Consider the following 24,033-nt stretch of genomic DNA (forward strand, 5'->3'; position numbering starts at 1 on the left):
GGCCGGGAACGGCGCGCCGGCGCGCGACCGGGGGCGCGCGGTCCGCGCGGGGGCGGGGCGGCCCGGCCCGGCGGGGCCGGGGCCGTGCGTGTTGCCCGCCGGGCCCGCCCGGGCCCCGGTAGCCTGCCGCTGACTCAATCCCGCACCGCCGTCCCTTCACCACCCTTGACATTGCCATGTCACTGACGCGACCTTGTTCTCGCCCACCAAGGAGACAACGTTGTCGAACCGCGGGGAGCCCGCGGCGCCGGCGCCCCGGTGAACAGGAGAGGTCCGGTATGCAGCGCAGACGACGGCGTGGCACGGGACACGGACGCGCGGCCGCCCTGGTGGCGGCCGTCGTGCTGGTCGTGACGGCCCAGGGCGCGGCGGTGGCCGCCCCGCGGGCGCCCGCGACCGGCCCGGAGCTGAGCTTCGCGTCCTCCTTCGAGTCCGGTGACCCCCAGCCCGACTGGCGCGACACCGTCGAGAGCGGGCCCGACGGCGAGAAGCGCGCCTCGGGCGTGGACGGGGCGGTGAGCACCGGCATCCCCGGCAACGTCACCGACCGCGTCACCGAGGTCCGCGCCAGCGGCGAGTACGCCGCGGCGGGCGAGGTGAAGGAGAACCTCGTGGACGGCGAGACCACCACCAAGTGGCTGGTCTTCGAGAGCACCGCCTGGGTGGAGTTCGAGCTCCAGGAGCCCGTCGCCGTGGTGAGGTACGCGCTCACCTCCGCCAACGACGCCGCCGAGCGCGACCCGAGGGACTGGACGCTCAAGGGCTCGGACGACGGCGAGCGGTGGACCGACCTGGACACCCGCACCGGCGAGTCCTTCGAGCAGCGCCACCAGACCAGGACGTTCGACACCGGCAACACCACCGCCCACCGCCACTACCGGCTGGAGATCACCCGCAACGCCGGGGCCGGCCTCGTCCAGCTCGCCGAGGTGCAGCTCTCCGACGGCGACACCGCCCCGCCCGCCCCCTCCGACATGCGCAGCGCCGTCCACCGCGGCCCCTCGGGGTCGCCGACCGCCAAGGCCAACGCGGGCTTCACCGGGTTGCGCGCCCTCCGCTACGGGGGCACCCACAAGCCCGAGGGCCGGGCGTACTCCTACAACAAGGTGTTCGACGTGGACGTGCGGGTGACGCCCCGCACCCGCCTGTCGTACCGGATCTTCCCGTCCATGCCCGAGACGGACCTGAACTACCCGGCGACCCACGCCTCGGTGGACCTGGCGTTCACCGACGGCACCTACCTCAGCGACCTGAACGCCACCGACCAGCACGGCGCCCGGCTCAGCCCGCGCGGGCAGGGCGAGTCGAAGACGCTGTACGTCAACCAGTGGAACCACAAGGAGTCGCTGATCGGCGCGGTCGCCGCGGGCCGCACCGTGGACCGGATCCTGGTCGCCTACGACGCGCCGAAGGGCCCGGCGCAGTTCCGCGGCTGGGTGGACGACGTGGAGCTGGCGTCCGCGCCCCCGCAGCGGCCGGAGGCGCACCTGTCCGACTACGTCTCCACCACCCGCGGCACCAACTCCAGCGGCGCCTTCTCCCGCGGCAACAACTTCCCGGCGACGGCCGTCCCGCACGGCTTCAACTTCTGGACGCCGGTGACCAACGCCGCCTCCACGAGCTGGCTGTACGACTACGCCCGGTTCAACGACGACGCCAACCTGCCCCGGCTCCAGGCGTTCAGCGCCAGCCACGAGCCGAGCCCCTGGATGGGCGACCGGCAGACGTTCCAGGTGATGCCGTCCGCCGCGCCCGGCACCCCGGACGCCTCCCGCACCGCCCGCGCCCTGCCGTTCCGCCACGAGCAGGAGACCGCGAAGCCGCACCGGTACGCCGTCACCTTCGTCAACGGCCTGAAGGCGGAGATCGCCCCGACCGACCACGCCGCCGTCATGCGCTTCACCTTCCCCGGCGACGACGCGAGCGTGTTCCTGGACAACGTCACCGGCGACGGCGGCCTGACCCTCGACCCGGGAAGCGGCTCCTTCACCGCGTACTCGGACGTGCGCAGCGGCCTGTCCACGGGCGCCACCAGGCTGTTCGTGTACGGGGAGTTCGACCGGCCGGTCACCGCCGGCGGCCGCCCGTCCGGCGGCGGGGGCGAGAACGTCACCGGCTGGTACCGCTTCGACGCGGGCGAGGAGCGCACCGTGACGCTGCGCCTGGCCACCTCCCTGATCGGCACCGAGCAGGCGAGGGCGAACCTGCGGCAGGAGGTCTCCGCTTCCGACACGGTCGAGTCGGTGTCCGCCCGCGCCCAGCGGGCCTGGGACCGCCTCCTGGGCGTGATCGAGGTGGAGGGCGCGACCAGGGACCAGCTCGTCACCCTCTACTCGAACCTGTACCGGCTGTTCCTGTATCCGAACTCCGGGTTCGAGGACACCGGCACCGCCCGGCGTCCGGAGTACCGCTACGCCAGCCCGTTCTCGCCCGGCACCGGCGAGCACACCCCCACCGCCACCGGCGCGAGGATCGTGGACGGCAAGGTCTACGTCAACAACGGCTTCTGGGACACCTACCGGACGACCTGGCCCGCCTACTCCCTGCTGACGCCGAAGAAGGCCGGGGAGATGGTGGACGGCTTCGTCCAGCAGTACAAGGACGGCGGCTGGATCTCCCGCTGGTCCTCGCCCGGCTACGCCGACCTGATGACCGGCACCAGCTCGGACGTGGCGTTCGCCGACGCCTGGCTCAAGGGCGTGGAGTTCGACGCCGAGGCCGCCTACCGGGCCGCGGTGAAGAACGCCACCGTGGCGCCGCCCAGCTCCGGGGTGGGCCGCAAGGGCATGGACACCTCGGTGTTCCTCGGCTACACCAGCACCCGCACCCACGAGGGCATGTCCTGGGCCCTGGAGGGCTACCTCAACGACTTCGGCATCGCGCAGATGGCGAAGAAGCTGTACGAGAAGACCGGCGAGCCCAGGTACCGGGAGGAGCACGCCTACTTCCTGGGCCGCGCCCGCAACTACGTCCACATGTTCGACGAGTCCGTGGGCTTCTTCCAGGGCAGGAACCCCGACGGCACCCGGCGCCTGTCCCCGCAGGAGTACGACCCCCGGGTGTGGGGCCACGACTACACCGAGACCAACGGCTGGACCATGGCCTTCACCGCGCCCCAGGACACCAGGGGCCTGGCCAACCTCCACGGCGGCAGGGACAAGCTGGCCGAGAAGCTCGACACCTTCTTCGCCACCCCCGAGACCGCGTCCCCGCGGTTCGCCGGGTCCTACGGCGGGATCATTCACGAGATGACCGAGGCCCGCGACGTGCGCATGGGCATGTACGGCCACAGCAACCAGCCCGCCCACCACATCGCCTACCTCTACGACGCCGCGGGGCAGCCCTGGAAGACCCAGGAGCGGGTCCGCGAGGTGCTCTCCCGGCTCTACACCGGCAGCGAGATCGGCCAGGGCTACCCCGGCGACGAGGACAACGGCGAGATGTCCGCCTGGTACGTCTTCAGCGCCCTCGGCTTCTACCCGCTGGTGATGGGCGCGCCCGAGTACGCGGTCGGCTCGCCGCTGTTCACCAGGGCCACCGTGCACCTGGAGAACGGGCGGGACCTGGTGATCGAGGCGCCGCGGAACAGCGCCCGCAACGTGTACGTGCAGGGCCTGAGGGTCAACGGGGAGCGGTGGGACTCCACCGCGCTGCCGCACGACCTGCTCGCCAGGGGCGGCACGCTGACGTTCGACATGGGCCCGCGGCCGTCCGCGTGGGGCACCGGCGAGGACGCCGGGCCCACCTCCCTCACCCGCGGCACCGAGCCCCCCGTCCCGCCCGCGGACCGCACCTCCCCGGCGACGGAGGTCTCCGTCGGCGGCGGCGGGAACGCGGCCGCGCTGGTGGACAACACCTCGGCGACCGGCACCGCCCTTCAGTGGGCGCAACTGGAGCTCGGCGCCGCCGCCCGGCCCACCTCCTACACCCTCACTTCCGCCGGGCGCGGCGCGGCACCGGACGGCTGGGTGCTCAAGGGCTCGCGGGACGGCGAGCGGTGGCAGGTGCTGGACCGCCGCGCCGGGGAGTCGTTCGACTGGGACCGGCAGACCAGGGTGTTCGCCATCGACGCGCCCGGCTCCTACACCCACTACCGGCTGGAGCCGTCGGGCGGCGGCGCCACCCTCGCCGAGGTGGAGCTGCTGGGCTGACCCCTCCTCCCGGCCCCCCGCGCGGCACGGGAGCGGCCCCGGACGGCCCGAACCACCGTCCGGGGCCGCTCCGTTGCCCGAGCGAACCCAGGGCCTGTCGTCGAATCCCCGTCTGCCCCGCGACGCCTGGCACGCACTCTCGCCGCACCGGGCGAAAGCCCGAGTACGACCCGGTACGAGGACTTCCGCCCGGCACGCCGAGAGCACGCACCAGACGCCGCGGGGCCGCCCTCCGGGCGACGACGGGGATTCGACGACAGGCCCTAGTATGCCCCCGACAGGCCGTCAAGTGACGTGCGGCACCGCTGATTCGGGAGGGGCAGGAGTGGCGGACACATCGGAGGCGCGTCAGACACCGGAGGCTCGGCGGACCCCACAGGCCGAGGAGATACCGGGGACCAAGGAGACGCCGGAGTGGATGAGGCCGGCGGACGGCCAGAAGGAGCCGGTCGACCTGCGTACGGACGTCGCCCACTCGGCCCGCATCTACGACTACATCCTCGGCGGCAAGACCAACTACGCCGCCGACCGCGAGGCCGCGGAGCATCTCCTGGCCATGGAGCCGGGACCGAAGGACGCCATGCGGGAGAACCGGTTATTCATGCACCGCGCGGTGCGGTTCCTCGCCCAGCAGGGCGTGCGGCAGTTCCTCGACGTCGGCACCGGCATCCCCACCTCGCCCAACCTCCACGAGGTCGCCCAGTCCGTCACCCCGGAGTCCCGGGTGGTGTACGTGGACAACGACCCGATCGTGCTCGTCCACGCCCGCGCCCTGCTCGCCTCGTCCCCGCAGGGCCGCACCGCCTACATCGACGCCTGCCTGGAGCACCCCGAGGCCATCCTGAGCTCCCCCGAGCTGCGGGCCACGCTCGACCTCGGTGAGCCCGTGGCGCTCACGCTGATCGCGGTGCTCCACTTCGTGGCGGAGGAGAGCGACCCCTACGGGATCGTCCGGCGGCTGGTGGACGCCCTGCCGTCCGGCAGTTGGCTGGCGCTCAGCCACCTGGGGACCGACATCGCCAGGCAGGACGCGCTGGCCCACGGGATGAAGGTCTACGAGGAGCGGTCGAGCACCCGGCTGCGGGGCGTGGACCGCGCCGGGATGGAGCGGTTCTTCACCGGCCTGGAGATCGTCGATCCCGGCATCCAGGTGGTGCACCGGTGGCGGCCCGACCGGCCCTGCGACATCGACGACTTCCGCATATCGATCTACGGCGCGGTGGCGCGCAAGCCCTGACCGCGCCCCCGACCGAGCCCTCCGAGCCCGCCCGCGCCCCCGCGCCCGGCCGATATCCGATTGCGGCCGGGCGCGGGTGCCCGGTTAGGCTCGCCGGATGGAGATCGGCATTGTAGGAGCGACCGGGCAGGTCGGCGGCGTGATGCGCCGGGTCCTGGCGGAGCGCAAGTTCCCCGTGGACCGGCTGCGCCTGTTCGCCTCCGCCCGCTCGGCCGGGCGCACCCTGGAGTGGGACGGCACCGAGGTGGCCGTCGAGAACGCCGCCACGGCGGACTACACCGGGCTGGACGTGGTCCTGTTCTCGGCGGGCAAGGAGACCAGCAGGGCCCTGGCGCCCAAGGTGGCCGCCGCCGGGCCCGTCGTGATCGACAACTCCTCCGCGTGGCGGATGGACCCGCGGGTGCCGCTGGTCGTCGCGGAGGTCAACCCGGACGCCGCGGGGGAGCGGCCGCTCGGCATCATCGCCAACCCCAACTGCACGACCATGGCCGCCATGCCGGTGCTGCGCCCGCTGCACGAGGAGGCCGGGCTGGTGAGCCTGGTCGTCTCCACCTACCAGGCGGTGTCCGGCAGCGGCCTGGAGGGCGTCGCCGAGCTGGACGAGCAGGTCCGCGCGGTGGCGTCCGGGGCGGCGGCGCTCACCCACGACGGCTCCGCGGCCGACTTCCCCGCCCCCCGGAAGTTCGCCCGCCCGATCGCGTTCAACGTGCTGCCGCTGGCCGGGACGGTGGTGGACGACGGGGCGGAGGAGACCGACGAGGAGCAGAAGCTCCGCAACGAGAGCCGCAAGATCCTCGGCATCCCCGGCCTGAAGGTGTCCGGGACCTGTGTGCGGGTGCCGGTCTTCACCGGGCACTCCCTCCAGATCAACGCCCGCTTCTCCCGCGAGCTGACCCCCGCCCGCGCCAGGCAACTGCTCGCGGACGCCCCGGGCGTGGCCCTGTCCGACATCCCCACCCCGCTCCAGGCCGCGGGCCAGGACCCCACCTTCGTGGGCCGCATCCGCCGCGACGAGACCGTGGAGCACGGCCTGGCCCTGTTCTGCTCCGGCGACAACCTCCGCAAGGGCGCCGCGCTGAACGCCGTCCAGATCGCGGAGCTGCTCGCCGCGGACCGGGAGTAGCACCCCGCCTGGCGGGGCCCCGCCGGGCGCGGCGGCCGGGAACGGAGCCGCGCCCCGGGGCGGCCCCGCCGCGCGCCGCGCCTTCCCCGCCCCGCGGCCTCACGCCGTCAGCGGGAACTGCCGGTCCAGGTCCGCGAACAGGGCCGCGTTGCAGGCGAAGGCGCGGCGGCACTCCTCCGTCACCCGGTGCCGCTCCATCTCGTTCAGCGGCAGCGCGTCCAGCAGCTCCCGGTACTCCCGCTTGAACGCCGCCGGGTTGCCGATCTCCCGGAAGACGTAGAACCGCACCCCGTCCCCGTGCCGCTCGAACCCCCAGGTGCGCTCGGCGATCGACCGGATGACCTGCCCGCCCGACAGGTCCCCCAGGTAGCGGGTGTAGTGGTGCGCCACATAGCCCGCGGGCCAGTCGCGGGCGACCTCGCGGACCCGCTCCGCGTACGCCGCCGTGGCCGGGAGCGGCTCCAGGCCCTCCCGCCACCGCGGGCCCGCCAGGTGCGCCAGGTCCCGCTCCAGCTCGGGGGCGCGCATCAGCTCCGCCCGGACGAACGGCCCCGCCACGGGGTCGCGCGCCAGGTCCCCGGCCCGCTCCTCCAGGGCCCGGTAGACGAACCAGAGCTGCCCCGTCAGCCGGGTGTACGCCGCCACGCCCAGGCGCCCGCCGAGCAGGTTCCCCATGAACGGCGACCGCCCGACCGCCTCGTGCTCGTGCCGGGAGGCGGTGCGGAGGACGGTCGAGAACGGCTCCATGAGGACCTCCGGTGCGGGGGAAGGGCACGGCCGGTCCGGCCGCCCACCGGCAAGTCTGCCGAGTTAGGCTTACCTAAGTCAATGGCTTGCCGACAATCTGTCGGAAACCTCGACCACCCCGGGAACAGCGGGAAACACACCGCCGGGCAGGATGATCGCCACACCATCCGTGGTTTCCCCCTCGTACACCGCCGCGGCTCCGTACTGTGGACCATGGAGCGTGGCCGAGGAGAGGGGCTCGATGGAGCGCAGAGGCAGGGTTTCCGAGTGGTTGCGAAGGCGCCGCCGCGCGGACGGCGGCGAGAGCGCGGCGAGCCGCGAGGACCTGCTGCTCGGCGCCGTGGCCGCCGGGTTCCCCGTGGCGCCCGCCGCCCATCCCTTCGAGTACGGCTGCTCCTGCGACCGCATCGGCTGTCCCTCGCCGGGCATGCACCCGGTGTCCTTCGCCTGGCAGACCCAGGCCACCACCGACCCCGAGCAGGTGCGGCGCTGGCTGCGCGCCCCGCAGCCGGCCAACTTCGTCACCGCCACCGGCCGCAACCACGACGTGCTCGACGTCCCCGCGGAGGCCGGCGCCGTCGCGCTGCGCCGCCTGGAGGAGCGCGGCCTGCCCGTCGGCCCCGTGGCCCTGTGCGGCCCGGACCGCCACCTGTTCTTCACCGCCACCCGCGGCACCCCGGCCGACGAGGACGAGTGGTGGCCGTGCGCCCTGGACTGCCACCCCGAGACCCTGGAGGAGCACCCGGGGCTGCGCTGGCACTGCCGGGGCAGCTATGTGCTGCTGCCGCCGTCCCGGCACCCGGCCGGGGGAGAGGTGACCTGGCTGCGCGGCCCCGCCGAGCCGCTGCCCGACCCGCTGGCGCTGCTCGAGGTGCTCACCGACGCCTGCGCCGCGGCGGAGGCCGCGGGCGAGGCCGCCGCGGAGCGGGAGTGGCAGGCGGGCCGCTCCCGGGTCACTCGCCCCGGGCCGCGACGATTCCCATGATGCGGCTGACGACCCGCACCTCGCCGGAGCCCTTCGGCACCAGCGCCGCCTGCTCGGCCAGCGCGGTGCGGGTGACCGCGCGCTTGGGCGTCCCCGTCATCAGCGTCTCGGTGTACTCGTCCGCCCGCGGCAGCGGGACGCCCTGGGCGTGGACGACCTTCCAACTGTGCCGGGAGGTGAACAGCACCAGCGCCCCGCCGTCGGAGGTGCGCAGCGCCACGGGCGCGAACTCCTCCTCCTTCGCCGCCTCGTCCACGAACAGCGTGACGTAGCGCGCGGTCTTCTTCTCCTTCTCCCGCGCCGCCCGCAACTGCGAGGTCTGCGGACCGTCCGCGAAGGAGCCCTCCGGCCCGCCGTCCTTCAGGTACGCGGTGTACGCGGCGGCCAGCTTCCCGGGCGGGACGGCGAGCCCGGTGGCGTCCGGGGCCACGGCCTGCGCGTACCCGTCCTCGTCGGTGGCGAAGGACGGCATGCCGTCCTCCGGCAGCACCAGCAGGTAGGAGGCGCGCCACTGCTCGTCGGCGCCGCCGCGGGTGAAGGTGAGCAGCCAGCGGTCCCCGCCGCGGTTGTTCGCGGTGTCGGCGACGAACCACTTGGGCCAGCCGCGCAGCTCCGGCACCAGGTAGCGGGTGTCGGACAGCTCCAGCGGCCGGTAGCCGGGGTCGCCCTCCGGCTTCTTCGCCCGCCGCACTTTCAGCGTGGCCTCGTCCATCGCGCCCAGCACGCCCGTCTCGACGGTCGCGTTCAGCTCGGGGTCCAGCTCCCGGTTGGCCCGGTTGGTGACGGTGACGAACCGCTCCAGGACCTTCGGCGCCTGCGCCCTGTCCACCGCGGGCACCAGCGCCGTCTCGCCGTGCACGGTCACGCAGCCGGAGGCGGCGAGCAGCACCGGGACCACCACCACGGCGGCGGCGCGGCGCAGCAGCGGACGGCCACGCCCCGCGCTGCCACCGGCCCGAACACGCGTCCTCGCCATCGTCCTCGCCATCGTGAGTCGCGCGGCCGTCCGTCACGGCCGCCGGAGACGGGAGCACCCTACTGCGCCCGCCCGCCGCCGGCGCCGCGGGGCCGGGACAAGCCGCGACGGGGCGCCGGGCCGCTACGGGAGCGTGAGGATCTCCGCGCCCGTCTCGGTGACGACCAGGGTGTGCTCGAACTGGGCGGTGCGGCTGCGGTCCTTGGTGACGGCCGTCCACCCGTCGTCCCAGAACTCGTACTCGTGGGTGCCGAGCGTGAGCATGGGCTCGATGGTGAACGTCATGCCGGGCCGCATCACCGTGGTGGCGCGCGGGTCGTCGAAGTGCGGGATGATCAGCCCGGAGTGGAAGGCGGTGCTGATGCCGTGCCCGGTGAACCCGCGCACCACGCCGTAGCCGAACCGCTTGGCGTAGGACTCGATGACCCGGCCGATGACGTTGACCATCCGCCCGGGGCGGACGGCCTTGATGGCCCGGTTCAGCGACTCGCGGGTGCGCTCCACCAGCAGCCGCGACTCCTCGTCCACCTCGCCGACCGGGTAGGTGGCGTTGGTGTCGCCGTGCACGCCGTGGATGAAGGCGGTCACGTCCAGGTTCACGATGTCGCCGTCGCGCAGCACGGTGGAGTCGGGGATGCCGTGGCAGATGACCTCGTTGACCGAGGTGCAGATCGACTTGGGGAAGCCCCGGTAGCCCAGGTCCGACGGGTAGGCCCCGTGGTCGCACAGGTACTCGTGCGCGATCCTGTCCAGTTCGTCGGTGGTCACACCGGGCGCGATGTGCCGGGCGGCCTCCTCCATCGCCCGGGCGGCGATCCGCCCGGCGACGCGCATCTTCTCGATGGTCTCGGGGGACTGGGTCTCCGGGCCGTCGTACGGGGCGGGGGCGGTCTTCCCGACGTACTCCGGGCGCGGGATGCTCGCGGGCACGGAGCGTGTCGGCGAGAGTTTGCCGGGAACCAGAACAGACATGGCCCGGAGTCTAGCCGCGGGGACGCGGGCGGCGGCGGGCCGGTGAGCGCGGGGAGGCGACGATGCGGTTCAGGAAGCCGACGGGCAGGCCGGGGGAGTGGTTCTACTGCCTGAAGCACGCCACGGTGGAGGAGGGCCCGGACTGCCCGGCGAAGAACCGGATGGGCCCCTACCCCACCAGGGAGCAGGCGGAGCACGCCATGCGGACGGCGGCGGAGCGCAACCTGGTGTGGGAGAACGACCCCCGCTGGCGGGACGGGGAGCGGCGCGAGGCCGGGCAGTGACCCCGCCGGGTCGCCGGGTCACCCCGCGCCCGCGGCCCGCTCCCGCCTGCGCACCGCGTGCTCGTTGGTGCGGCCGTCGTACGTCATGAGCTTCGGCAGCGCCAGCGCCAGCAGCCCCATCGCGGCCACGCAGGCCAGGCCGCCGCTCCACAGCGAGGTGCGCACGCCCACCAGCGCCGCCGTGCCGCCCGCCCGCAACTGGCCGCCCTGCGGGCCCACCGAGTAGCTGAGCAGCTCTATCCCGGCCAGGCGGCCGCGCAGCTCGTCCGGGATGGTCTGGTCCCAGATGGTGGAGCGGAACAGGCTGCTGACCATGTCCGCGCACCCGGCCGCCACCAGGCACAGCAGCACCAGCCACACATTGCGCAGCCACCCGGCCGCCGCCACCGCCAGGCCGAACGCGGTGGCCGCGCACACCACCATCAGCCCGTGCCTGTGCACCCGCGACATCCACCCGCTGGTCGCGCTGACCAGCAGCGACCCGGCGGGCAGCGCCGCGTACATCAGGCCCAGCGACCACTCGGCGTCAAGGTCGTCGGCGAGGAAGGGGAACAGCGCCAGCGGGAAGGCCAGCACACAGGCGGCCACGTCCACCACATAGGTGCCCATCAGCTCCTTGCGGCCCCACGCGTAGCGCGCCCCCTCGGCGATCGCCCGCAGCGACGGCCTCTCCGCCCCGCCGGCGGACGGGAACGGGCTCAGCCGCACCGCGAGCGCCACCGACACCGCGAACGTCAGCGCGTCGAGCGCGTACGCCGTCCGCACCCCGGCGTACGCGACCAGCACCCCGGCCAGCGCGGGTCCCGCGACGCCGCCGATCTGCCAGCGCAGCGAGTTCAGCGCGGCGGCGGCCGTGAGCTGGTCGTGCGGGACGATGCGGGGCACCACCGAGTGCAGCGCAGGGCGCTGGATGCCCGCCAGCGCGCTGGCGGCGGCCGCCACCACGTACAGCGGCCACAGCATCGGGTCCGGCAGCAGCGAGTTGACCAGCAGCACCACCGCCAGCAGCCCCAGGCCCACCTCGCTCCACACGATGAGCCTGCGCTTGTCCACCGCGTCGGCCAGCGCCCCGCCGTACAGGCCGAAGACGATCAGCGGGACGATCTCCACCGCGCCGATGGCGCCGACCGCGGCCGGTGAGCCGGTGATCTCCTTCACCTGGAGCGGCAGCGCCACGAACGTCAGGAACGAGCCGAAGACGGTGACCGCGCCGGCGCACCACATCAGGCGGAAGTCCCGCGAGGAGTGCCAGGGGCGGGTGTCGGGCAGCAGCGCCCGCAGCCGCCGCGGGCCGGGCGGGACCGGTGGGGCCGGCAGGGCGCCCGGGGCCGGGGCGGCGGGTCCTGCGGGCTGATTCGCGGGCTGCTCCCCGGGTTGATCGGCGGGTTGCTCCGCGGGCGGGTCGGCGGCGGTCACAAGGGGGCATGCTGCGGCCCGGCCCGCGCCGCGGGCAAGCGGTTTTCACCCCGCTCAGGCCGTCACGGCGCGGATCAGCCCGGCGTCCGCCAGCGCCGCGCGGACCCGCTCCACCGCGGCCCGGTCCAGCGGCACCTGCGGCGCGGCCGTCGCCGGGCAGTCGATGACGCCCAGCAGCCGCAGCGCCGCCTTGAACGCCCCGAACGCGGACGAGCCCCGGCCCATGGCGGCGGGGTCGCCGGCCTCCGTGATCGCGAACAGCGCCGCCAGCCGCTCCTGCTCCCGCGCCGCCGCCGCCCAGTCCCCGGCCGACGCCGCCGCGTACAGCCTGGTGAACCCGCCGGGATCGACGTTGGCCAGGCCCGGCACCGCCCCGTGCGCCCCGGCCAGCAGCGCCGCGTCCACGGTCAGCTCCGAGCCGGTGAGCACGCTGAACCTCGTCAGCAGCCCCCGCTCCCGCAGCCCCGCCAGCAGCCGCCGCAGCGCCCCGACGTCGCCACTGGAGTCCTTCAGGCCCGCCAGCGTGCCCTCCTCGGCCAGCTCGGTGACGACGGCGGCGGGCAGCGAGGTGTGCACCGTGGACGGGTTGTCGTAGGCGAACAGCGGCAGCCGGGCGCCCGCGCTCACCCGCCGGAAGTGGGCGGCGATCTCCGCGGGGTGGGTGGGGGAGAAGAACGGCGCGGTCGCCACCAGGGCGTCGGCGCCCGCGTCGGTCGCGGCCCTGGCGTGGTCGAGCACCCGCTCCGGGCCGGTGTCGATGACCCCGGCCAGCACCGGCACCCGCCCGGCCGCGGCCCGCACCACCGTCTCCACCACGGTGCGGCGCCGGGCGTCGGTCAGATACGGGGCCTCGCCGGTGGTGCCCAGCACGAACAGGCCGTGCACCCCCGCCCCGAGCAGGTGCTCCACCAGCGCCCGCAGCGCACCGGTGTCCACCTCGCCGGCCGCGGTCAGCGGCGTGCACAGCGGCGGCACCACGCCGCGCAGCGGGGAGGGGACGGGCATGAGGGCCTCCACCGGTCGGGGACGGGGACGCGCGGGCCGCGCACCCTCCGGGCGAATACCCCGGCCGGGCGCACTCCATGACTCGGGGCAGCCGGTACCCCCGCGTCCGGGGCGGAAAGCGGCCACCCGGCGTACGCGCACGGCCCCCCGGCGCGCCGGGCCGGGGCGGCCGCCCGTCCCCCGGCATGATCCGGTGTCGGAGCCGCGACACCCACCTGGGGTTCCTCGGCGGCCGGCCCGGGGAGGGCGCCGGCCGCACCGCGACCCTCGCCCGGCGATCCCGCGACTCCCTGCGGACGCCCGTTCCGACGATGCCAGGGGAGCTGCCGCATGGCGCGACACGCGCGCGGGTCCGGCCTCGGCCGGCGGGTGGCGGCCGCCGCCGCGGGCCTGCTGCTGATCGGCCCGATCACCGGCTGGGCCCCCGGGGGCTCCCTTGACGACCACCGGCGCTGTGCCTACGGTCCCTCGACGGACGGGCGCGGGAACCCCCGCGCCCGGAACGCCGACGCTCCGGCCGCCCGGGAGGAAACCATGCCGTCCCGCACCACCGAGTCCGCCGCCGAGAGCTCCGTCCCCTACCGGGCGGGGACCGAGGGGTACGCCAGCTTCCGCATCCCGGCCGTCGTCGCGACCGGCGGCGGCACCCTCCTCGCCTTCGCCGAGGGCCGCCGCTCCTCCGCCGCCGACCACGGCGACATCGACATCGTGCTGCGCCGCTCCGCCGACGGCGGCCGCACCTGGGGCCCGCTGTGCGTGGTGTCCGCCAACGGTACCGACCTCGCGGGCAACCCCGCCCCCGTCGCCCTGGACAGCGGCCGGATCCTGCTGCTCCAGGTGCACAACGCCGCCGCCGCCACCGAGGACGCCATCCGGCGCGGCCAGGTCTCCCCCGAGGACGGCCGCCGGGTGTACGTGCAGCACAGCGACGACGAGGGGATCACCTGGTCCACCCCCCGGGAGATCACCGAGCAGGCCAAGCGGCCGGAGTGGCGCTGGTACGCCACCGGGCCCGGCCACGCCGTCCAGTTGCGCCGCCCCCCGCACGACGGCCGGGTCGTCGTGCCCGCCAACCACTCCCTGCCGCCCACCGGCAGCGACACCGGCCTGGAGGGCAAGTACTACGGCGGCCACGACCTGATCAGCGACGACGGCGGCGAGACCTGGCGGATCGGCTACGTCGACGACAACCCCGACGGCTACCTCAACGTCAACGAGACCACCGCCGCCGAGCTCCCCGACGGCCGGGTCTACTTCAACACCCGCACCGACTCCACCGCCCCCGGCACCCGCGGCGACGCCTGCTCCACCGACGGCGGCGAGACCCTGGAGCGGCCCTTCCGGCCCCAGGCGGGCCTGGTCACCCCGGTCGTCGAGGGCAGCGTGCTGTCCCTGCCCGACCACGGCGTGCTGCTGTACTCGGGGCCGGCCGACCCCGGCGCCAGGGCGCTGATGCAGGTGCGGGCCAGCTTCGACGACGGCGTCACCTGGCAGCCCGTGCACACCGCGTCCGGGCTGCCCGCCGCCTACTCCGACCTGGTCCGCGTGGACGAGGACACCGTCGGCCTGCTGTACGAGACCGGCGACTGGAACCCCTACACCACGATCACCTTCCGCCGGATCCCCGTCCGCGACCTGCTGCGGTGAGCGCGGGGGACCGGAGCGGCACGCCCCGCACCCGGCTGGCAGGATCGGGTGCATGACAGACAACGCGACGACGACCGCGCCCAAGCGGTCCCCCCACGACCTGCCCGACGTCTCCGGCCTGGTGGTCGGCGTGCTCGGCGGCACCGGCGACCAGGGCCGGGGCCTGGCCTACCGGCTCGGCAGGGCCGGGCAGCGGGTGGTGATCGGCTCGCGCAGCGCCGAGCGGGCGCGGGCCGCGGCGGCCGAGATCGGCGGCGGGGTGGAGGGCGCGGACAACGCCGAGTGCGCCCGCAGGAGCGACATCGTGATCGTCGCCGTGCCCTGGGAGGGGCACCGGGAGCTGCTTCAGGCGCTGCGCGGCGAGCTGGCCGGGAAGATCGTCGTGGACTGCGTCAACCCGCTCGGGTTCGACAAGAAGGGCGCCTACGCGCTGCGGCCGGAGGAGGGCAGCGCCGCCGAGCAGGCGCAGGCGCTGCTGCCGGACTCTCGGGTGACCGCGGCGTTCCACCACCTGTCGGCAGTGCTGCTCCAGGACCCCGGGATCGAGGAGATCGACACCGACGTGATGGTGCTCGGCGAGGACCGCGACGCCACCGACGCGGTGCAGGCGCTGGCCGGGCGCATCCCCGGGATGCGGGGGATCTACGCGGGCAGGCTGCGCAACGCGCACCAGGTGGAGGCGCTGGTGGCCAACCTGATCTCGGCGAACCGCCGGTACAAGGCGCACGCGGGACTGCGGCTCACCGACGTGTGAGGCGATGGGTGACAATGGGGGCGGTTCGTGTCCGTGTCCAGCCTGGAGCCGCCCCCCATGCCCCGTTTCGGTATCGCCGTCTTCGCCGCGTTCGTGTGCCTGCTCACGGCGGCGGCAGCCGTGGTGTCGTTCGCCCAGGGGAGCTGGCTGGGCATCGTGTGGGTCCTGCTGGCGGGCCTGTCCAGCAACATGGCCTGGTACTACTACAAACGCGCCAGGCTGGCCCACCGCGCCCACTGAGCCCCGCCCCGGGCGGGGCCGGCGCGCGGACGGGGGTCCGCCGGGCCCGCCGCCGGGCCGGGCCCCGCGGCCCGGTCCTCAGTTCCAGAACTTGAACAGCTCGTACCCGTAGGACGGTATCCACTCCGGTACGTCGAACGCGCCCATGACCAGGTCGACCAGGTCGAAGAACGCCTCGTTGACCTCGGGGATCCACAGGAAGCCGAACACCGCGAGCAGGCCGAAGGGGGCGTACGGCTCCAGTTGCCTGCGGGTGCGCTCCGACAGCCAGGGCTCGATCACGCCGTACCCGTCGAGGCCAGGCACCGGCAGCAGGTTCAGGATCGCCGCGCTCACCTGGAGCAGCGCCAGGAAGCCCAGCGCCGCGAGGAACACGCCGGGCGTGCCGTCCGGGAGCAGACCGGGGAAGAGGAACGGCAGCATCAGCACCACCGCGAACGCGACGTTCGTCAGCGGCCCCGCCGCGGAGATCAGGCTGTGCCGCAGCCGCCCCGAGATGCGGTGCCGCTCGATGAACACCGCCCCGCCGGGCAGCCCGATCCCGCCGAGCACCACGAACAGCACCGGCAGCGCCACGCTCAGCAGCGCGTTGGCGTACCGCGCCGGGTTCAGCGAGAGGTAGCCCTTCTCCGCCACCGAGGTGTCCCCGCCGTGCAGCGCGGTGCGCGCGTGGGCGTACTCGTGCAGGCACAGCGACACCACCCAGGCGGCGACGACGAAGGTGAACACCGCGAGGCCGACCCCGCGCCCGTCCCAGGCGGTGGAGCCGTCCTCGGCGAGCCGCCACACGCCCCAGCCGGAGACCAGCGTCACCGCCACCAGCCCGAGGAAGACCGGGCTCACCCGGCGGTCCGCGCGCCCCCGGCGCACGGCGTTGACGGTGTCCATCCGCTCTCCCCCGACGACGACTCCCCCGGTGCGGCGAGCACCGGCCCTGGCACCCGGCTCAACGCCGCGCCGCACCCTCCGCGTTCCCGCCCCGCCCGACGGCCCCGGCGCGCGGAGGCGAGAAGGGCGCCCGGGGATCACCCCGGGCGCCCGTCGGACCCGCGTTCGGCGTGCCGGCGCCGGGCGTGCCGGCGCGTTCGGCGCGTCAGTGGAAGCTGTGCTCCTCCGCCGGGTACGCCTGCCCCACCACGTCCTCGGCGAAGGCCCGCGCCGCGCCCTGGAGGTCGGCGCGCAGGTTGGCGTACGTCTTGACGAACCGCGGCGTGCGGCCCGCCCCCATCCCGGCCATGTCCGTCACCACCAGCACCTGCGCGTCGCAGTGCGGGCCCGCGCCGATGCCGACCGTCGGGATGTCCACCGAGCGGGTGACCTCGGCGGCCAGCTCCGCCGGGACCAGCTCCAGCACCACCGCGAAGGCGCCCGCGTCCTGCACCGCCTTGGCGTCCCGCAGCAGTTGGTGCGCGGCCTCCTCGCTGCGGCCCTGCACGGTGTAGCCGCCGAAGGCGTGCACCGACTGCGGGGTGAGGCCGAGGTGCGCCATCACCGGGATCCCGGCCTGCACCAGCGTCTCGATCTGCGGCAGGGTCCGCGCCCCGCCCTCCAGCTTCACCGCGCCGGACCCGGCCTCCTTCAGGAAGCGGGCCGCGGTGCGCAGGGCCTGCACGGGCCCCTCCTGGTAGGAGCCGAACGGCAGGTCGCTGACGACCATGGCGCGCCGGGTGCCCCGGACCACGGCCGCGGAGAGCATGAGCATCTCCTCGACGGTGACCGGGACGGTGGTGTCGTAACCGAGGTGGACGTTGGCCGCGGAGTCCCCGACCAGCAGGACCGGGATCCCGGCCTCGTCGAGGGCGGAGGCGGTCAGCGAGTCGTAGGCGGTCAGCATGGGCCACTTCTCGCCGCGCCGCTTGGCCGCGGCGATGTCGCGGACGGTGATGCGTCGGGTGCCCGTCCCCCCGTACAGCGCGGTGCTGCTGTCGGTCGCGCGGGCAGCCTGGGCCTGAGCCATGGCGATGCTCCTCGTCGTCGTCTCGAGGCGCCCTCACGGCGTCCCCGGATCACCTCCATGCTGGCACGCCCGCGCGCGGCGGGAAAGGCCGGGCGGGGTGGGGTCGGCCACGCGCGCGGGGAGGTGTGGAACGCGGGATTCCGGGGACCCGGCGCGACCGGACGATTTGCCCAAGCTTTGCGATACGAGACGGTTCCGTATCGTAAAGCGGGTAGCGTGGACCGCATGGACAACACCACCCACCGGGTCCCCGAGGCGGTGCACCGGCGCCGCTGGGGGATCCTCGCCGTCCTGCTGTTCAGCCTGTTCGTGGTGGTGCTCGACAACTCCATCCTGAACGTGGCCATGAAGACCATCGCCACTCCGGAGCCCGTCGGCCTCGGCGCCACGCAGAGCGAGCTGGAGTGGGCCATCAACTCCTACACGCTGGTCTTCGCCGGCCTGCTGTTCACCGCGGGGCTGCTCGGCGACCGCGTCGGCCGGAAGAAGACGCTGCTGGCGGGCATGCTGGTGTTCGGGGCCGCCTCGGCCCTGTCCGCCTTCGCCGGCTCGCCGGGCGAGCTGATCGCCTTCCGCGCCCTGATGGGCCTCGGCGGCGCGTTCGTGATGCCCGCCACCCTCGCCATCATCATGAACGTCTTCGAACGCGACGAGCAGCCCAAGGCCATCGGCGTCTGGGCCGGCGCCGTGGGCCTGGCCATCGCCGTCGGCCCGATCACCGGCGGCGCGCTGCTGGAGCACTTCTGGTGGGGCTCGGTGTTCCTGATCAACGTGCCGATCGTGGCCGTCGCCGTCGTCGCCATGTCCTGGATCGTCCCCGACTCCAGGGACCCCCGCCCCGGCAGGCTCGACCCGGTCGGCGTGCTGCTGTCCGTGGCCGGGCTCGTCCTGCTGGTCTACGGCATCATCAAGGGCGGCCAGCTCGCCGACTTCGCCGACCCGCAGGTGCTGGCGGCCATGCTCGGCGGCCTGGCGGTGCTGACCGCGTTCGTGCTGCACGAGCGGCGCAGCGACCACCCGGCGCTGAACGTCGGCTACTTTCGCGACCCGCGCTTCTCCGCCGCCGTCACCTGCATCGGCCTGGTGTTCTTCGCCCTGATGGGGGTGACCTTCTTCATGGTCTTCTACCTCCAGAGCGTGCGCGGCTACACCCCCTTCCAGTCCGGTCTGCTGCTGCTGCCGCTGGCCGGCGCCCAGATGCTCTTCGCGCCCCGGGCCCGGCTGGTCGTCGACCGGCTGGGGGTGTCCGCGGTCTGCGGCGGCGGCATGACCCTGATCGGGCTCACGTTCCTGGGGTTCCTGACCCTGGGCGAGGACACGCCCATCTGGGTGCTGTGCGTGCTGTTCTTCTGCCAGGGCACGGCGATGGCGCACGTGATGCCGCCCGCCACGGTGTCCATCATGTCGGCGCTGCCGCGGGAGAAGGCCGGGTCCGGGTCGGCGATCAACAACACCTTCCGCCAGGTCGGCGGGTCGCTCGGGGTCGCGGTCCTCGGCTCGGTGCTGTCCACCGGCTACCGCTCCGGCGTCGAGGGGCACCTGGACGCGGTGCCGGCGGGCGCCCGCCACGAGGCGGGGGAGTCGGTGGAGGCCACGCTCGCCGTCGCCCGGCGCCTCGGGCCGGCCGGGCGGTCCCTGGTGGAGCCCGCCCACGACGCGTTCGTCCACGCCATGCACATCACCGCGGTCGGCTCCGCCGCGGTGGCGTTCCTCGGCGCCGCGGTGGCGTTCGTCTTCCTGCCCCGGCGGGCCGCGCCCCCACCCGGCGGGCGCGCGGGCGAGGGGGCCGGGCAGACTACGGCGATCGGCGGGAAAGGCTAGGCACGGGATCGGGAAGGGGCTGCTCCAGGGTGGATTCCACGGTGGATGCCGGGGCGGGGGGCGTCCGGGACGGCCGGCCGGGGGATAGGGGCGCGGGCGGGGGCGCGGGCGCCGGGCGCGGGCGGCGCGGCGGGGACGGGCGGGTGCCCGGGCAGCCGGAGGCGCCCCGCCGCGGGCGGCCCCGCAGCGAGGCGGCCGAGCGCGCCATCATCGAGGGCGTGCTGAACCTGCTCGAGGAGGGCACCAGCCTCGGCGAGCTGTCCATGGAGCGCGTCGCCAAGGTCGCGGGCGTCGGCAAGGCCACCATCTACCGCCGCTGGCCGAACAAGGACGCGCTGGTCCTGGACGCCGTCGCCGTCCTGGAGGACGTGCCGCTGCCCGAGCTGTCCGGCACCAGCGCCCGCGACGACCTGGTCGCCCTGGTGGAGTGGGTGCGCAGACGGGGCGTCACCAAGCGGGAGTCCGCGCTGCTGCGGTTCGTGAACAACGAGATGATGCGCCATCCGGCGCTGCGCAGGCGCTACCACGAGACGGTCGTCGAGCCGCGCCGCGAGCTGCTGCGCCGGGTCGTGCGGCGCGGAGTGGAGAGCGGCGAGCTCCGCGGCGACTTGGACGTGGAGTTGATGGTGTCCCTGTTCATCTCGCCCATGCTGGTGCGCGCCCTGCTGCACGAGTGGGCGCCGCTCGACCCCGGGCTGCCTGACAGAATCGTGGACGCCGTCCTCGACGGCGTCCGGAAACGGTAACGGCGGCGTTGTTGTTTCGTCCCGGTTGGTTCCCCGATGGGATAGGGTCCCCACCCGTCGGAACCCTCGACCGTGCCCCGGACGTCGGAGAGGGGCACGGGCAACTGTTCGAGACGGGGGCCGCACCCGGCCCCTGACCAGCGTTCAGGGACGGACGACTCATGGCGCAGACCACCACCACCGGCACGCACCCGGAAGGCGCGGCCGCGGGCCGCCCCACGGCGCGCGCGCTGTGGCGGAGGCTCCGGCCCGGGGCCCGCTCCTCAGGCACCGGCGGGGGTGAGGGCGGGCGGAGCCGCTGGGCCGGGACATGGCGGCGCGGCTGGATCCCGGCCGTGCTCGCGGTGCTCGTCGGCCTGCTGATGCTGCTGCACGACTGGGTGCCCAACTCCGTCGGCAACATCGGCAGCCTGCTGGAGACGTTCCTGCCGTGGGTCGGCCTCGCCGTGCCGGTGCTGCTGGTGTGCGCGCTGGTGCGGCGCTCCGCCACCGCGCTGGTCGCCCTGCTGGTGCCCGCCGTGGTGTGGGCGGACCTGTTCGGCGGCCTGGTGATGCCCGGCAAGGGCGGCGGGCCGCACAACCTGCGGGTCCTCACCCACAACGTGGACGCCGCCAACCCCGACCCGCGGGGCACCGCCCGCCAGGTGATCGCCGCGGGCGCCGACGTGGTGGCGCTGGAGGAGCTCAGCGAGGAGGCCCGGCCGGTGTACGAGAAGGCGCTGGCCGAGAAGTACCCCTACAGCGTCCAGCGCGGCACCGTCGGCCTGTGGAGCCGCTACCCGGTCTCCGACGGCCGGACGGTGGACATCGGCATCGGCTGGCCGCGCGCGCTCAGCGCCCAGGTCCGCACCCCGCAGGGCCCGGTGAAGTTCTACGTCGCGCACCTGGCGTCGGTGCGGGTGGACTCCAGCGGCTTCACCTCCAATCAGCGCAACCGCACCACCGAGCTGCTCGGCCGGCAGATCGCCGCCGACCCGCTGGAGCGGGTGGTCCTCATGGGCGACCTCAACGGCACCGCCAACGACCGCAGCCTCGCCCCGGTCACCTCGGGGCTGCGTTCCGCCCAGGGCGCGGCCGGCGACGGCTTCGGCTTCAGTTGGCCGTCCGGGTTCCCGATGGCGAGGATCGACCACATCCTGGTGCGCGGCGTCACCCCCGCCCACTCCTGGGTGCTGCCCGCCACCGGCAGCGACCACCGCCCCGTCGCCGCCGACCTGAACGTGAAGTGAGCCCATGACCAGCTCCCTGCTGCGCCCCCGCCGCCCCCTGCCCGGCCCCCCGGCGCCGCCCGTCCCCGGCGGGACCGACCCCACCCGGATCCTGGACTGGCGCCACCCCCGCGTGGCCGCCCTGCTCGCCCGCCTCCCCGCCGCGGACGGCGACCCCCGCCGCCTGCTGCGCGCCGCCCACACCCGGCTCGCCCGGGAGGTCCGCCCCGTGTACGCGGTGGCGGAGCAGCAGCCGGTGTCGGTGACGCTGCGCCGCGGGCGCGGCTCGTGCAGCCAGCGCATGGCGGTGCTGGAGGCGCTGGCCCGGGCGTCCGGGGTGCCCACCCGGGTGCGGGGCCTGATCGTGGACGGCGCGTTCTGGTACCCGCGCTTCCCGCGACTGCGGGCGCTGGTGCCGGACCAGGTGGTGCTGGCCTGGCCGGAGTTCCGCCTCGCGGACGGCTGGGTGCCGGTGTCCGAGCTGTACGGCCCGCTGCCGGAGCTGGCGGCGGACGGCGTGACGGGCTTCGCCAACGCCTCCGGGGAGACCCTGTTCGACGCGGTCTCCCGCACCGCCGTGGACTGGGACGGGGCGACCAGCCGCCCCGGCGAGTGCTCCACCTGCGACCTGTCCGCCCACGTCCTGGCGGACCTGGGCCACTACCCGTCCCGGGACACCCTCTTCACCACCCACGGCCAAACCCTGTGCCCCTTCGCCCGCACCGTGGCGGACCCGCTGCTGAGCCGCTGGTCACCGTCGGACGGGTAGACACCCACGGGGCGGGGGACCGCAGGGCCGGGGGCCCGGGGGCGCAGCCCCCGGTGGGGGTCCAGGGGCGCAGCCTCCTGGCCTCCGGAGCCCCCCCAAAAAAACACCCCCAACCCGCACCCCCACCTCCGCCCCGCCGGCAAGGCGCCCCTCAGCCCCCCGCCCCCGCGGCCCCCTCCCGCCACCGGCTGGTGATCGGCAGTCGCCGGTCCCGCCCGAACGCCTTCAGCGAGATCTTCGTCCCCGGCGGGTACTGCCGCCGCTTGTACTCGGCCGTGTCCACCAGCTTCAGCACCCGGTCCACCAGCCCCGCGTCCAGCCCCCGCGCCACGATCTCCTCGCGCCCCAGGTCCTGCTCCACGTACAGGTCGAGGATCCCGTCGAGCACCGAGTACTCCGGCAGCGAGTCGGTGTCCAATTGCCCCGGCCGCAGCTCCGCGCTCGGCGGCTTGGTGATGGAGTTCTCCGGGATCGGCGGCGTCTCGCCCCGCCTCGCCGCGGCGTCGTTACGCCAGCGGGCCAGCCGGAACACCGCCGTCTTCGGCACGTCCTTGATCGGCGCGAACGCCCCCACCGCGTCGCCGTAGAGCGTGGAGTACCCGCAGGCCAGCTCCGACTTGTTGCCGGTGGCCAGCACCAGGTGGCCCTCCTGGTTGGAGATGCCCATCAGGGTGGTGCCGCGCACCCGCGCCTGGAGGTTCTCCTCGGCGAGACCGGTCAGGCCCAGCGACTCCTGGTAGGCGTGCACCATGGGCGCGACGGGAACGGTGCGGAAGTTGAGCCCGGTGCGCCGGGCCAGCTCGGCGGCGTCCGTCCGGGAGTGCTCGGAGGAGTAGCCGGACGGCATGGAGACGCCGTACACGTTCTCCGGCCCCAGCGCGTCGCAGGCGATCGCCGCGACCAGCGCCGAGTCGATGCCGCCGGACAGGCCGAGCAGCACGGTGCGGAACCCGTTCTTGGCGAGGTACGCGCGCAGCCCGATGACCAGGGCGGTGTAGATCTCCTCGTCGTCGCCGAGCCGCTCCGCCTCCCCGCCGAGGACCAGCGGCGGGTACGGGGCCAGGGGCTCGCCGGAGAGGATGACGTGCTCGATCTCCAGGCCGTCGTCGGTGGTGCCGCGGGGCGCCGGGCCCGCCGCGGGCAGGTCCAGGTCGAGCAGGACGCAGCCCTCCTCGAACTGCGGGGCCCGGGCCAGGACCTCGCCGTACTGGTCCACCACGATCGAGTCGCCGTCGAACACCAGCTCGTCCTGGCCGCCCATCATGGCCACGTAGGCCAGGGTGCAGCCCGCCTCCTGGGCGCGCTTGCAGACCAGCTCCAGGCGGGTGTCGTCCTTGTTCAGCTCGTACGGGCTGGCGTTGATCGACACCAGCAGCCCGGCGCCGGCCGCCCGGACCGCCGGGACCCGCCCGCCGTCCTGCCACAGGTCCTCGCAGATGGCCAGGGCCACGTCCACCCCGTGCACGCGGATCACCGGAAGGGTGTCGCCGGGCACGAAGTAGCGGTACTCGTCGAAGACGCCGTAGTTGGGCAGGTGGTGCTTGGCGAAGCGCAGCGCCACCGCGCCGCGGTGCAGCACGGCCGCGGCGTTCTGCGGGGCGCCGGCCGGCCTGCCGTACCGGGGCTTGCCCTTCTCGCTGCGGTCGAGGTGGCCGACGATCACCGGCACCTCCCCGAGCCCCTCGGCGGCCAGCCGCCCGGCGAGCGCCTCCAGCGCCGCCCGCGAGGCCCGGACGAACGACGGGCGCAGCGCCAGGTCCTCGACCGGGTAGCCGGTCAGTGCCATCTCGGGGAAGGCGACCAGGTGGGCGCCGCCGTCCACGGCGTGCCGGGTCCAGCGCACGACCGCCTCGCCGTTGCCGGCGAGGTCGCCTACGGTGCTGTCGATCTGGTTCAGGGCGAGGCGTAGTTGAGGCACACCGCCAGCCTAAGCGAGGGGTGGGCGGCCCGCCCCGACCCTTCGCGTCAATGTGACGTAAAACCCGCGGGCCGCGT

General features: G+C 74.5%; 20 protein-coding genes. 12 read left to right on the top strand and 8 right to left on the bottom strand.

Annotation, left to right across the window (positions count from 1 at the left end; translation table 11 throughout):
- The first annotated feature begins 278 nt into the window (after nt 1–278).
- The 3 genes from ACYVO2_RS14330 to ACYVO2_RS14340 all read left to right on the top strand — a co-directional run bounded on the left by ACYVO2_RS14330 (nt 279) and on the right by ACYVO2_RS14340 (nt 6,511).
- Nucleotides 279–4,151, top strand: coding sequence for a GH92 family glycosyl hydrolase (locus tag ACYVO2_RS14330; RefSeq protein ID WP_461008147.1), 3,873 nt, complete (start codon nt 279–281; stop codon nt 4,149–4,151).
- A 418-nt stretch (nt 4,152–4,569) separates the two neighbouring features.
- Complete coding sequence (locus ACYVO2_RS14335) at nt 4,570–5,388, top strand: SAM-dependent methyltransferase (RefSeq protein ID WP_461008148.1); 819 nt, start codon at nt 4,570–4,572, stop codon at nt 5,386–5,388.
- A gap of 97 nt (nt 5,389–5,485) precedes the next feature.
- A complete protein-coding gene (locus ACYVO2_RS14340; RefSeq protein ID WP_461008149.1) occupies nt 5,486–6,511 on the top strand; it encodes an aspartate-semialdehyde dehydrogenase in 1,026 nt (341 codons plus the stop codon).
- Between the two features lie 99 nt (nt 6,512–6,610).
- Here the strand turns inward: ACYVO2_RS14340 and ACYVO2_RS14345 are convergent, their stop codons facing one another.
- Nucleotides 6,611–7,258, bottom strand: coding sequence for a biliverdin-producing heme oxygenase (locus ACYVO2_RS14345; RefSeq protein WP_461008150.1), 648 nt, complete (start codon nt 7,256–7,258; stop codon nt 6,611–6,613).
- A gap of 241 nt (nt 7,259–7,499) precedes the next feature.
- Between ACYVO2_RS14345 and ACYVO2_RS14350 the strand changes: the two genes are divergently transcribed.
- A complete protein-coding gene (locus ACYVO2_RS14350) occupies nt 7,500–8,243 on the top strand; it encodes a bifunctional DNA primase/polymerase (protein WP_461008151.1) in 744 nt (247 codons plus the stop codon).
- Here the strand turns inward: ACYVO2_RS14350 and ACYVO2_RS14355 are convergent.
- A complete protein-coding gene (locus tag ACYVO2_RS14355) occupies nt 8,212–9,219 on the bottom strand; it encodes a hypothetical protein (RefSeq protein ID WP_461008152.1) in 1,008 nt (335 codons plus the stop codon). The two genes, ACYVO2_RS14350 and ACYVO2_RS14355, sit on opposite strands and share 32 nt — an antisense overlap.
- A gap of 123 nt (nt 9,220–9,342) precedes the next feature.
- The gene (gene map, locus ACYVO2_RS14360; protein ID WP_461008153.1) at nt 9,343–10,191 is read right to left on the bottom strand and encodes a type I methionyl aminopeptidase; all 849 of its coding nucleotides are present in this window, start codon (nt 10,189–10,191) and stop codon (nt 9,343–9,345) included.
- 62 nt (nt 10,192–10,253) lie between these two features.
- Between map and ACYVO2_RS14365 the strand changes: the two genes are divergently transcribed.
- Complete coding sequence (locus ACYVO2_RS14365) at nt 10,254–10,475, top strand: hypothetical protein (RefSeq protein WP_461008154.1); 222 nt, start codon at nt 10,254–10,256, stop codon at nt 10,473–10,475.
- Nucleotides 10,476–10,493: 18 nt separating this feature from the next.
- On the opposite strand, the gene ACYVO2_RS14370 is transcribed toward ACYVO2_RS14365, so the two are convergent.
- Both ACYVO2_RS14370 and ACYVO2_RS14375 read right to left on the bottom strand, forming a co-directional pair.
- Nucleotides 10,494–11,891, bottom strand: a complete 1,398-nt coding sequence (locus ACYVO2_RS14370) for an MFS transporter (protein WP_461008155.1) — start codon at nt 11,889–11,891, stop codon at nt 10,494–10,496.
- 54 nt (nt 11,892–11,945) lie between these two features.
- Nucleotides 11,946–12,896, bottom strand: coding sequence for a dihydrodipicolinate synthase family protein (locus ACYVO2_RS14375; RefSeq protein ID WP_461008156.1), 951 nt, complete (start codon nt 12,894–12,896; stop codon nt 11,946–11,948).
- A 534-nt stretch (nt 12,897–13,430) separates the two neighbouring features.
- On the opposite strand from ACYVO2_RS14375, the gene ACYVO2_RS14380 reads away from it, so the two are divergent.
- From ACYVO2_RS14380 to ACYVO2_RS14390, 3 genes are read left to right on the top strand one after another with little or no spacing between them, the layout of a single operon-like run.
- The gene (locus ACYVO2_RS14380) at nt 13,431–14,543 is read left to right on the top strand and encodes a sialidase family protein (protein ID WP_461008277.1); all 1,113 of its coding nucleotides are present in this window, start codon (nt 13,431–13,433) and stop codon (nt 14,541–14,543) included.
- A gap of 52 nt (nt 14,544–14,595) precedes the next feature.
- Entirely contained in the window at nt 14,596–15,297 is a 702-nt protein-coding gene (npdG, locus tag ACYVO2_RS14385; protein ID WP_461008157.1) for an NADPH-dependent F420 reductase, read from the top strand.
- A 57-nt stretch (nt 15,298–15,354) separates the two neighbouring features.
- Nucleotides 15,355–15,537, top strand: a complete 183-nt coding sequence (locus ACYVO2_RS14390; RefSeq protein WP_461008158.1) for a hypothetical protein — start codon at nt 15,355–15,357, stop codon at nt 15,535–15,537.
- A 78-nt stretch (nt 15,538–15,615) separates the two neighbouring features.
- Here the strand turns inward: ACYVO2_RS14390 and ACYVO2_RS14395 are convergent, their stop codons facing one another.
- Nucleotides 15,616–16,425 carry a site-2 protease family protein gene (locus tag ACYVO2_RS14395; RefSeq protein ID WP_461008159.1) on the bottom strand — a complete coding sequence of 270 codons (810 nt, stop codon included), beginning with the start codon at nt 16,423–16,425 and terminating at the stop codon, nt 15,616–15,618.
- Nucleotides 16,426–16,630: 205 nt separating this feature from the next.
- Nucleotides 16,631–17,494, bottom strand: coding sequence for a 3-methyl-2-oxobutanoate hydroxymethyltransferase (panB, locus tag ACYVO2_RS14400; RefSeq protein ID WP_461008160.1), 864 nt, complete (start codon nt 17,492–17,494; stop codon nt 16,631–16,633).
- Between the two features lie 225 nt (nt 17,495–17,719).
- Between panB and ACYVO2_RS14405 the strand changes: the two genes are divergently transcribed.
- The 4 genes from ACYVO2_RS14405 to ACYVO2_RS14420 all read left to right on the top strand — a co-directional run bounded on the left by ACYVO2_RS14405 (nt 17,720) and on the right by ACYVO2_RS14420 (nt 22,038).
- Nucleotides 17,720–19,315 carry a DHA2 family efflux MFS transporter permease subunit gene (locus ACYVO2_RS14405; protein WP_461008161.1) on the top strand — a complete coding sequence of 532 codons (1,596 nt, stop codon included), beginning with the start codon at nt 17,720–17,722 and terminating at the stop codon, nt 19,313–19,315.
- A 143-nt stretch (nt 19,316–19,458) separates the two neighbouring features.
- Entirely contained in the window at nt 19,459–20,061 is a 603-nt protein-coding gene (locus tag ACYVO2_RS14410; RefSeq protein ID WP_461008162.1) for a TetR/AcrR family transcriptional regulator, read from the top strand.
- Between the two features lie 161 nt (nt 20,062–20,222).
- Nucleotides 20,223–21,290 carry an endonuclease/exonuclease/phosphatase family protein gene (locus ACYVO2_RS14415; RefSeq protein ID WP_461008163.1) on the top strand — a complete coding sequence of 356 codons (1,068 nt, stop codon included), beginning with the start codon at nt 20,223–20,225 and terminating at the stop codon, nt 21,288–21,290.
- 4 nt (nt 21,291–21,294) lie between these two features.
- A complete protein-coding gene (locus ACYVO2_RS14420; protein WP_461008164.1) occupies nt 21,295–22,038 on the top strand; it encodes a transglutaminase-like domain-containing protein in 744 nt (247 codons plus the stop codon).
- A 151-nt stretch (nt 22,039–22,189) separates the two neighbouring features.
- Here the strand turns inward: ACYVO2_RS14420 and ACYVO2_RS14425 are convergent, their stop codons facing one another.
- Nucleotides 22,190–23,956, bottom strand: a complete 1,767-nt coding sequence (locus tag ACYVO2_RS14425; RefSeq protein WP_461008165.1) for an NAD+ synthase — start codon at nt 23,954–23,956, stop codon at nt 22,190–22,192.
- Nucleotides 23,957–24,033: the final 77 nt, after the last annotated feature.

Source organism: Streptomyces capparidis (assembly GCF_054782095.1).

Coding starts and splice junctions, on each gene's coding strand:
- ACYVO2_RS14330 (WP_461008147.1), top strand. CDS start 279: ATGCAGCGCAGACGACGGCGTGGCACGGGACACGGACGCGCGGCCGCC.
- ACYVO2_RS14335 (WP_461008148.1), top strand. CDS start 4,570: ATGAGGCCGGCGGACGGCCAGAAGGAGCCGGTCGACCTGCGTACGGAC.
- ACYVO2_RS14340 (WP_461008149.1), top strand. CDS start 5,486: ATGGAGATCGGCATTGTAGGAGCGACCGGGCAGGTCGGCGGCGTGATG.
- ACYVO2_RS14345 (WP_461008150.1), bottom strand. CDS start 7,258: ATGGAGCCGTTCTCGACCGTCCTCCGCACCGCCTCCCGGCACGAGCAC.
- ACYVO2_RS14350 (WP_461008151.1), top strand. CDS start 7,500: ATGGAGCGCAGAGGCAGGGTTTCCGAGTGGTTGCGAAGGCGCCGCCGC.
- ACYVO2_RS14355 (WP_461008152.1), bottom strand. CDS start 9,219: ATGGCGAGGACGCGTGTTCGGGCCGGTGGCAGCGCGGGGCGTGGCCGT.
- map (WP_461008153.1), bottom strand. CDS start 10,191: ATGTCTGTTCTGGTTCCCGGCAAACTCTCGCCGACACGCTCCGTGCCC.
- ACYVO2_RS14365 (WP_461008154.1), top strand. CDS start 10,254: ATGCGGTTCAGGAAGCCGACGGGCAGGCCGGGGGAGTGGTTCTACTGC.
- ACYVO2_RS14375 (WP_461008156.1), bottom strand. CDS start 12,896: ATGCCCGTCCCCTCCCCGCTGCGCGGCGTGGTGCCGCCGCTGTGCACG.
- ACYVO2_RS14380 (WP_461008277.1), top strand. CDS start 13,431: ATGCCGTCCCGCACCACCGAGTCCGCCGCCGAGAGCTCCGTCCCCTAC.
- npdG (WP_461008157.1), top strand. CDS start 14,596: ATGACAGACAACGCGACGACGACCGCGCCCAAGCGGTCCCCCCACGAC.
- ACYVO2_RS14390 (WP_461008158.1), top strand. CDS start 15,355: ATGCCCCGTTTCGGTATCGCCGTCTTCGCCGCGTTCGTGTGCCTGCTC.
- ACYVO2_RS14395 (WP_461008159.1), bottom strand. CDS start 16,425: ATGGACACCGTCAACGCCGTGCGCCGGGGGCGCGCGGACCGCCGGGTG.
- panB (WP_461008160.1), bottom strand. CDS start 17,494: ATGGCTCAGGCCCAGGCTGCCCGCGCGACCGACAGCAGCACCGCGCTG.
- ACYVO2_RS14405 (WP_461008161.1), top strand. CDS start 17,720: ATGGACAACACCACCCACCGGGTCCCCGAGGCGGTGCACCGGCGCCGC.
- ACYVO2_RS14415 (WP_461008163.1), top strand. CDS start 20,223: ATGGCGCAGACCACCACCACCGGCACGCACCCGGAAGGCGCGGCCGCG.
- ACYVO2_RS14420 (WP_461008164.1), top strand. CDS start 21,295: ATGACCAGCTCCCTGCTGCGCCCCCGCCGCCCCCTGCCCGGCCCCCCG.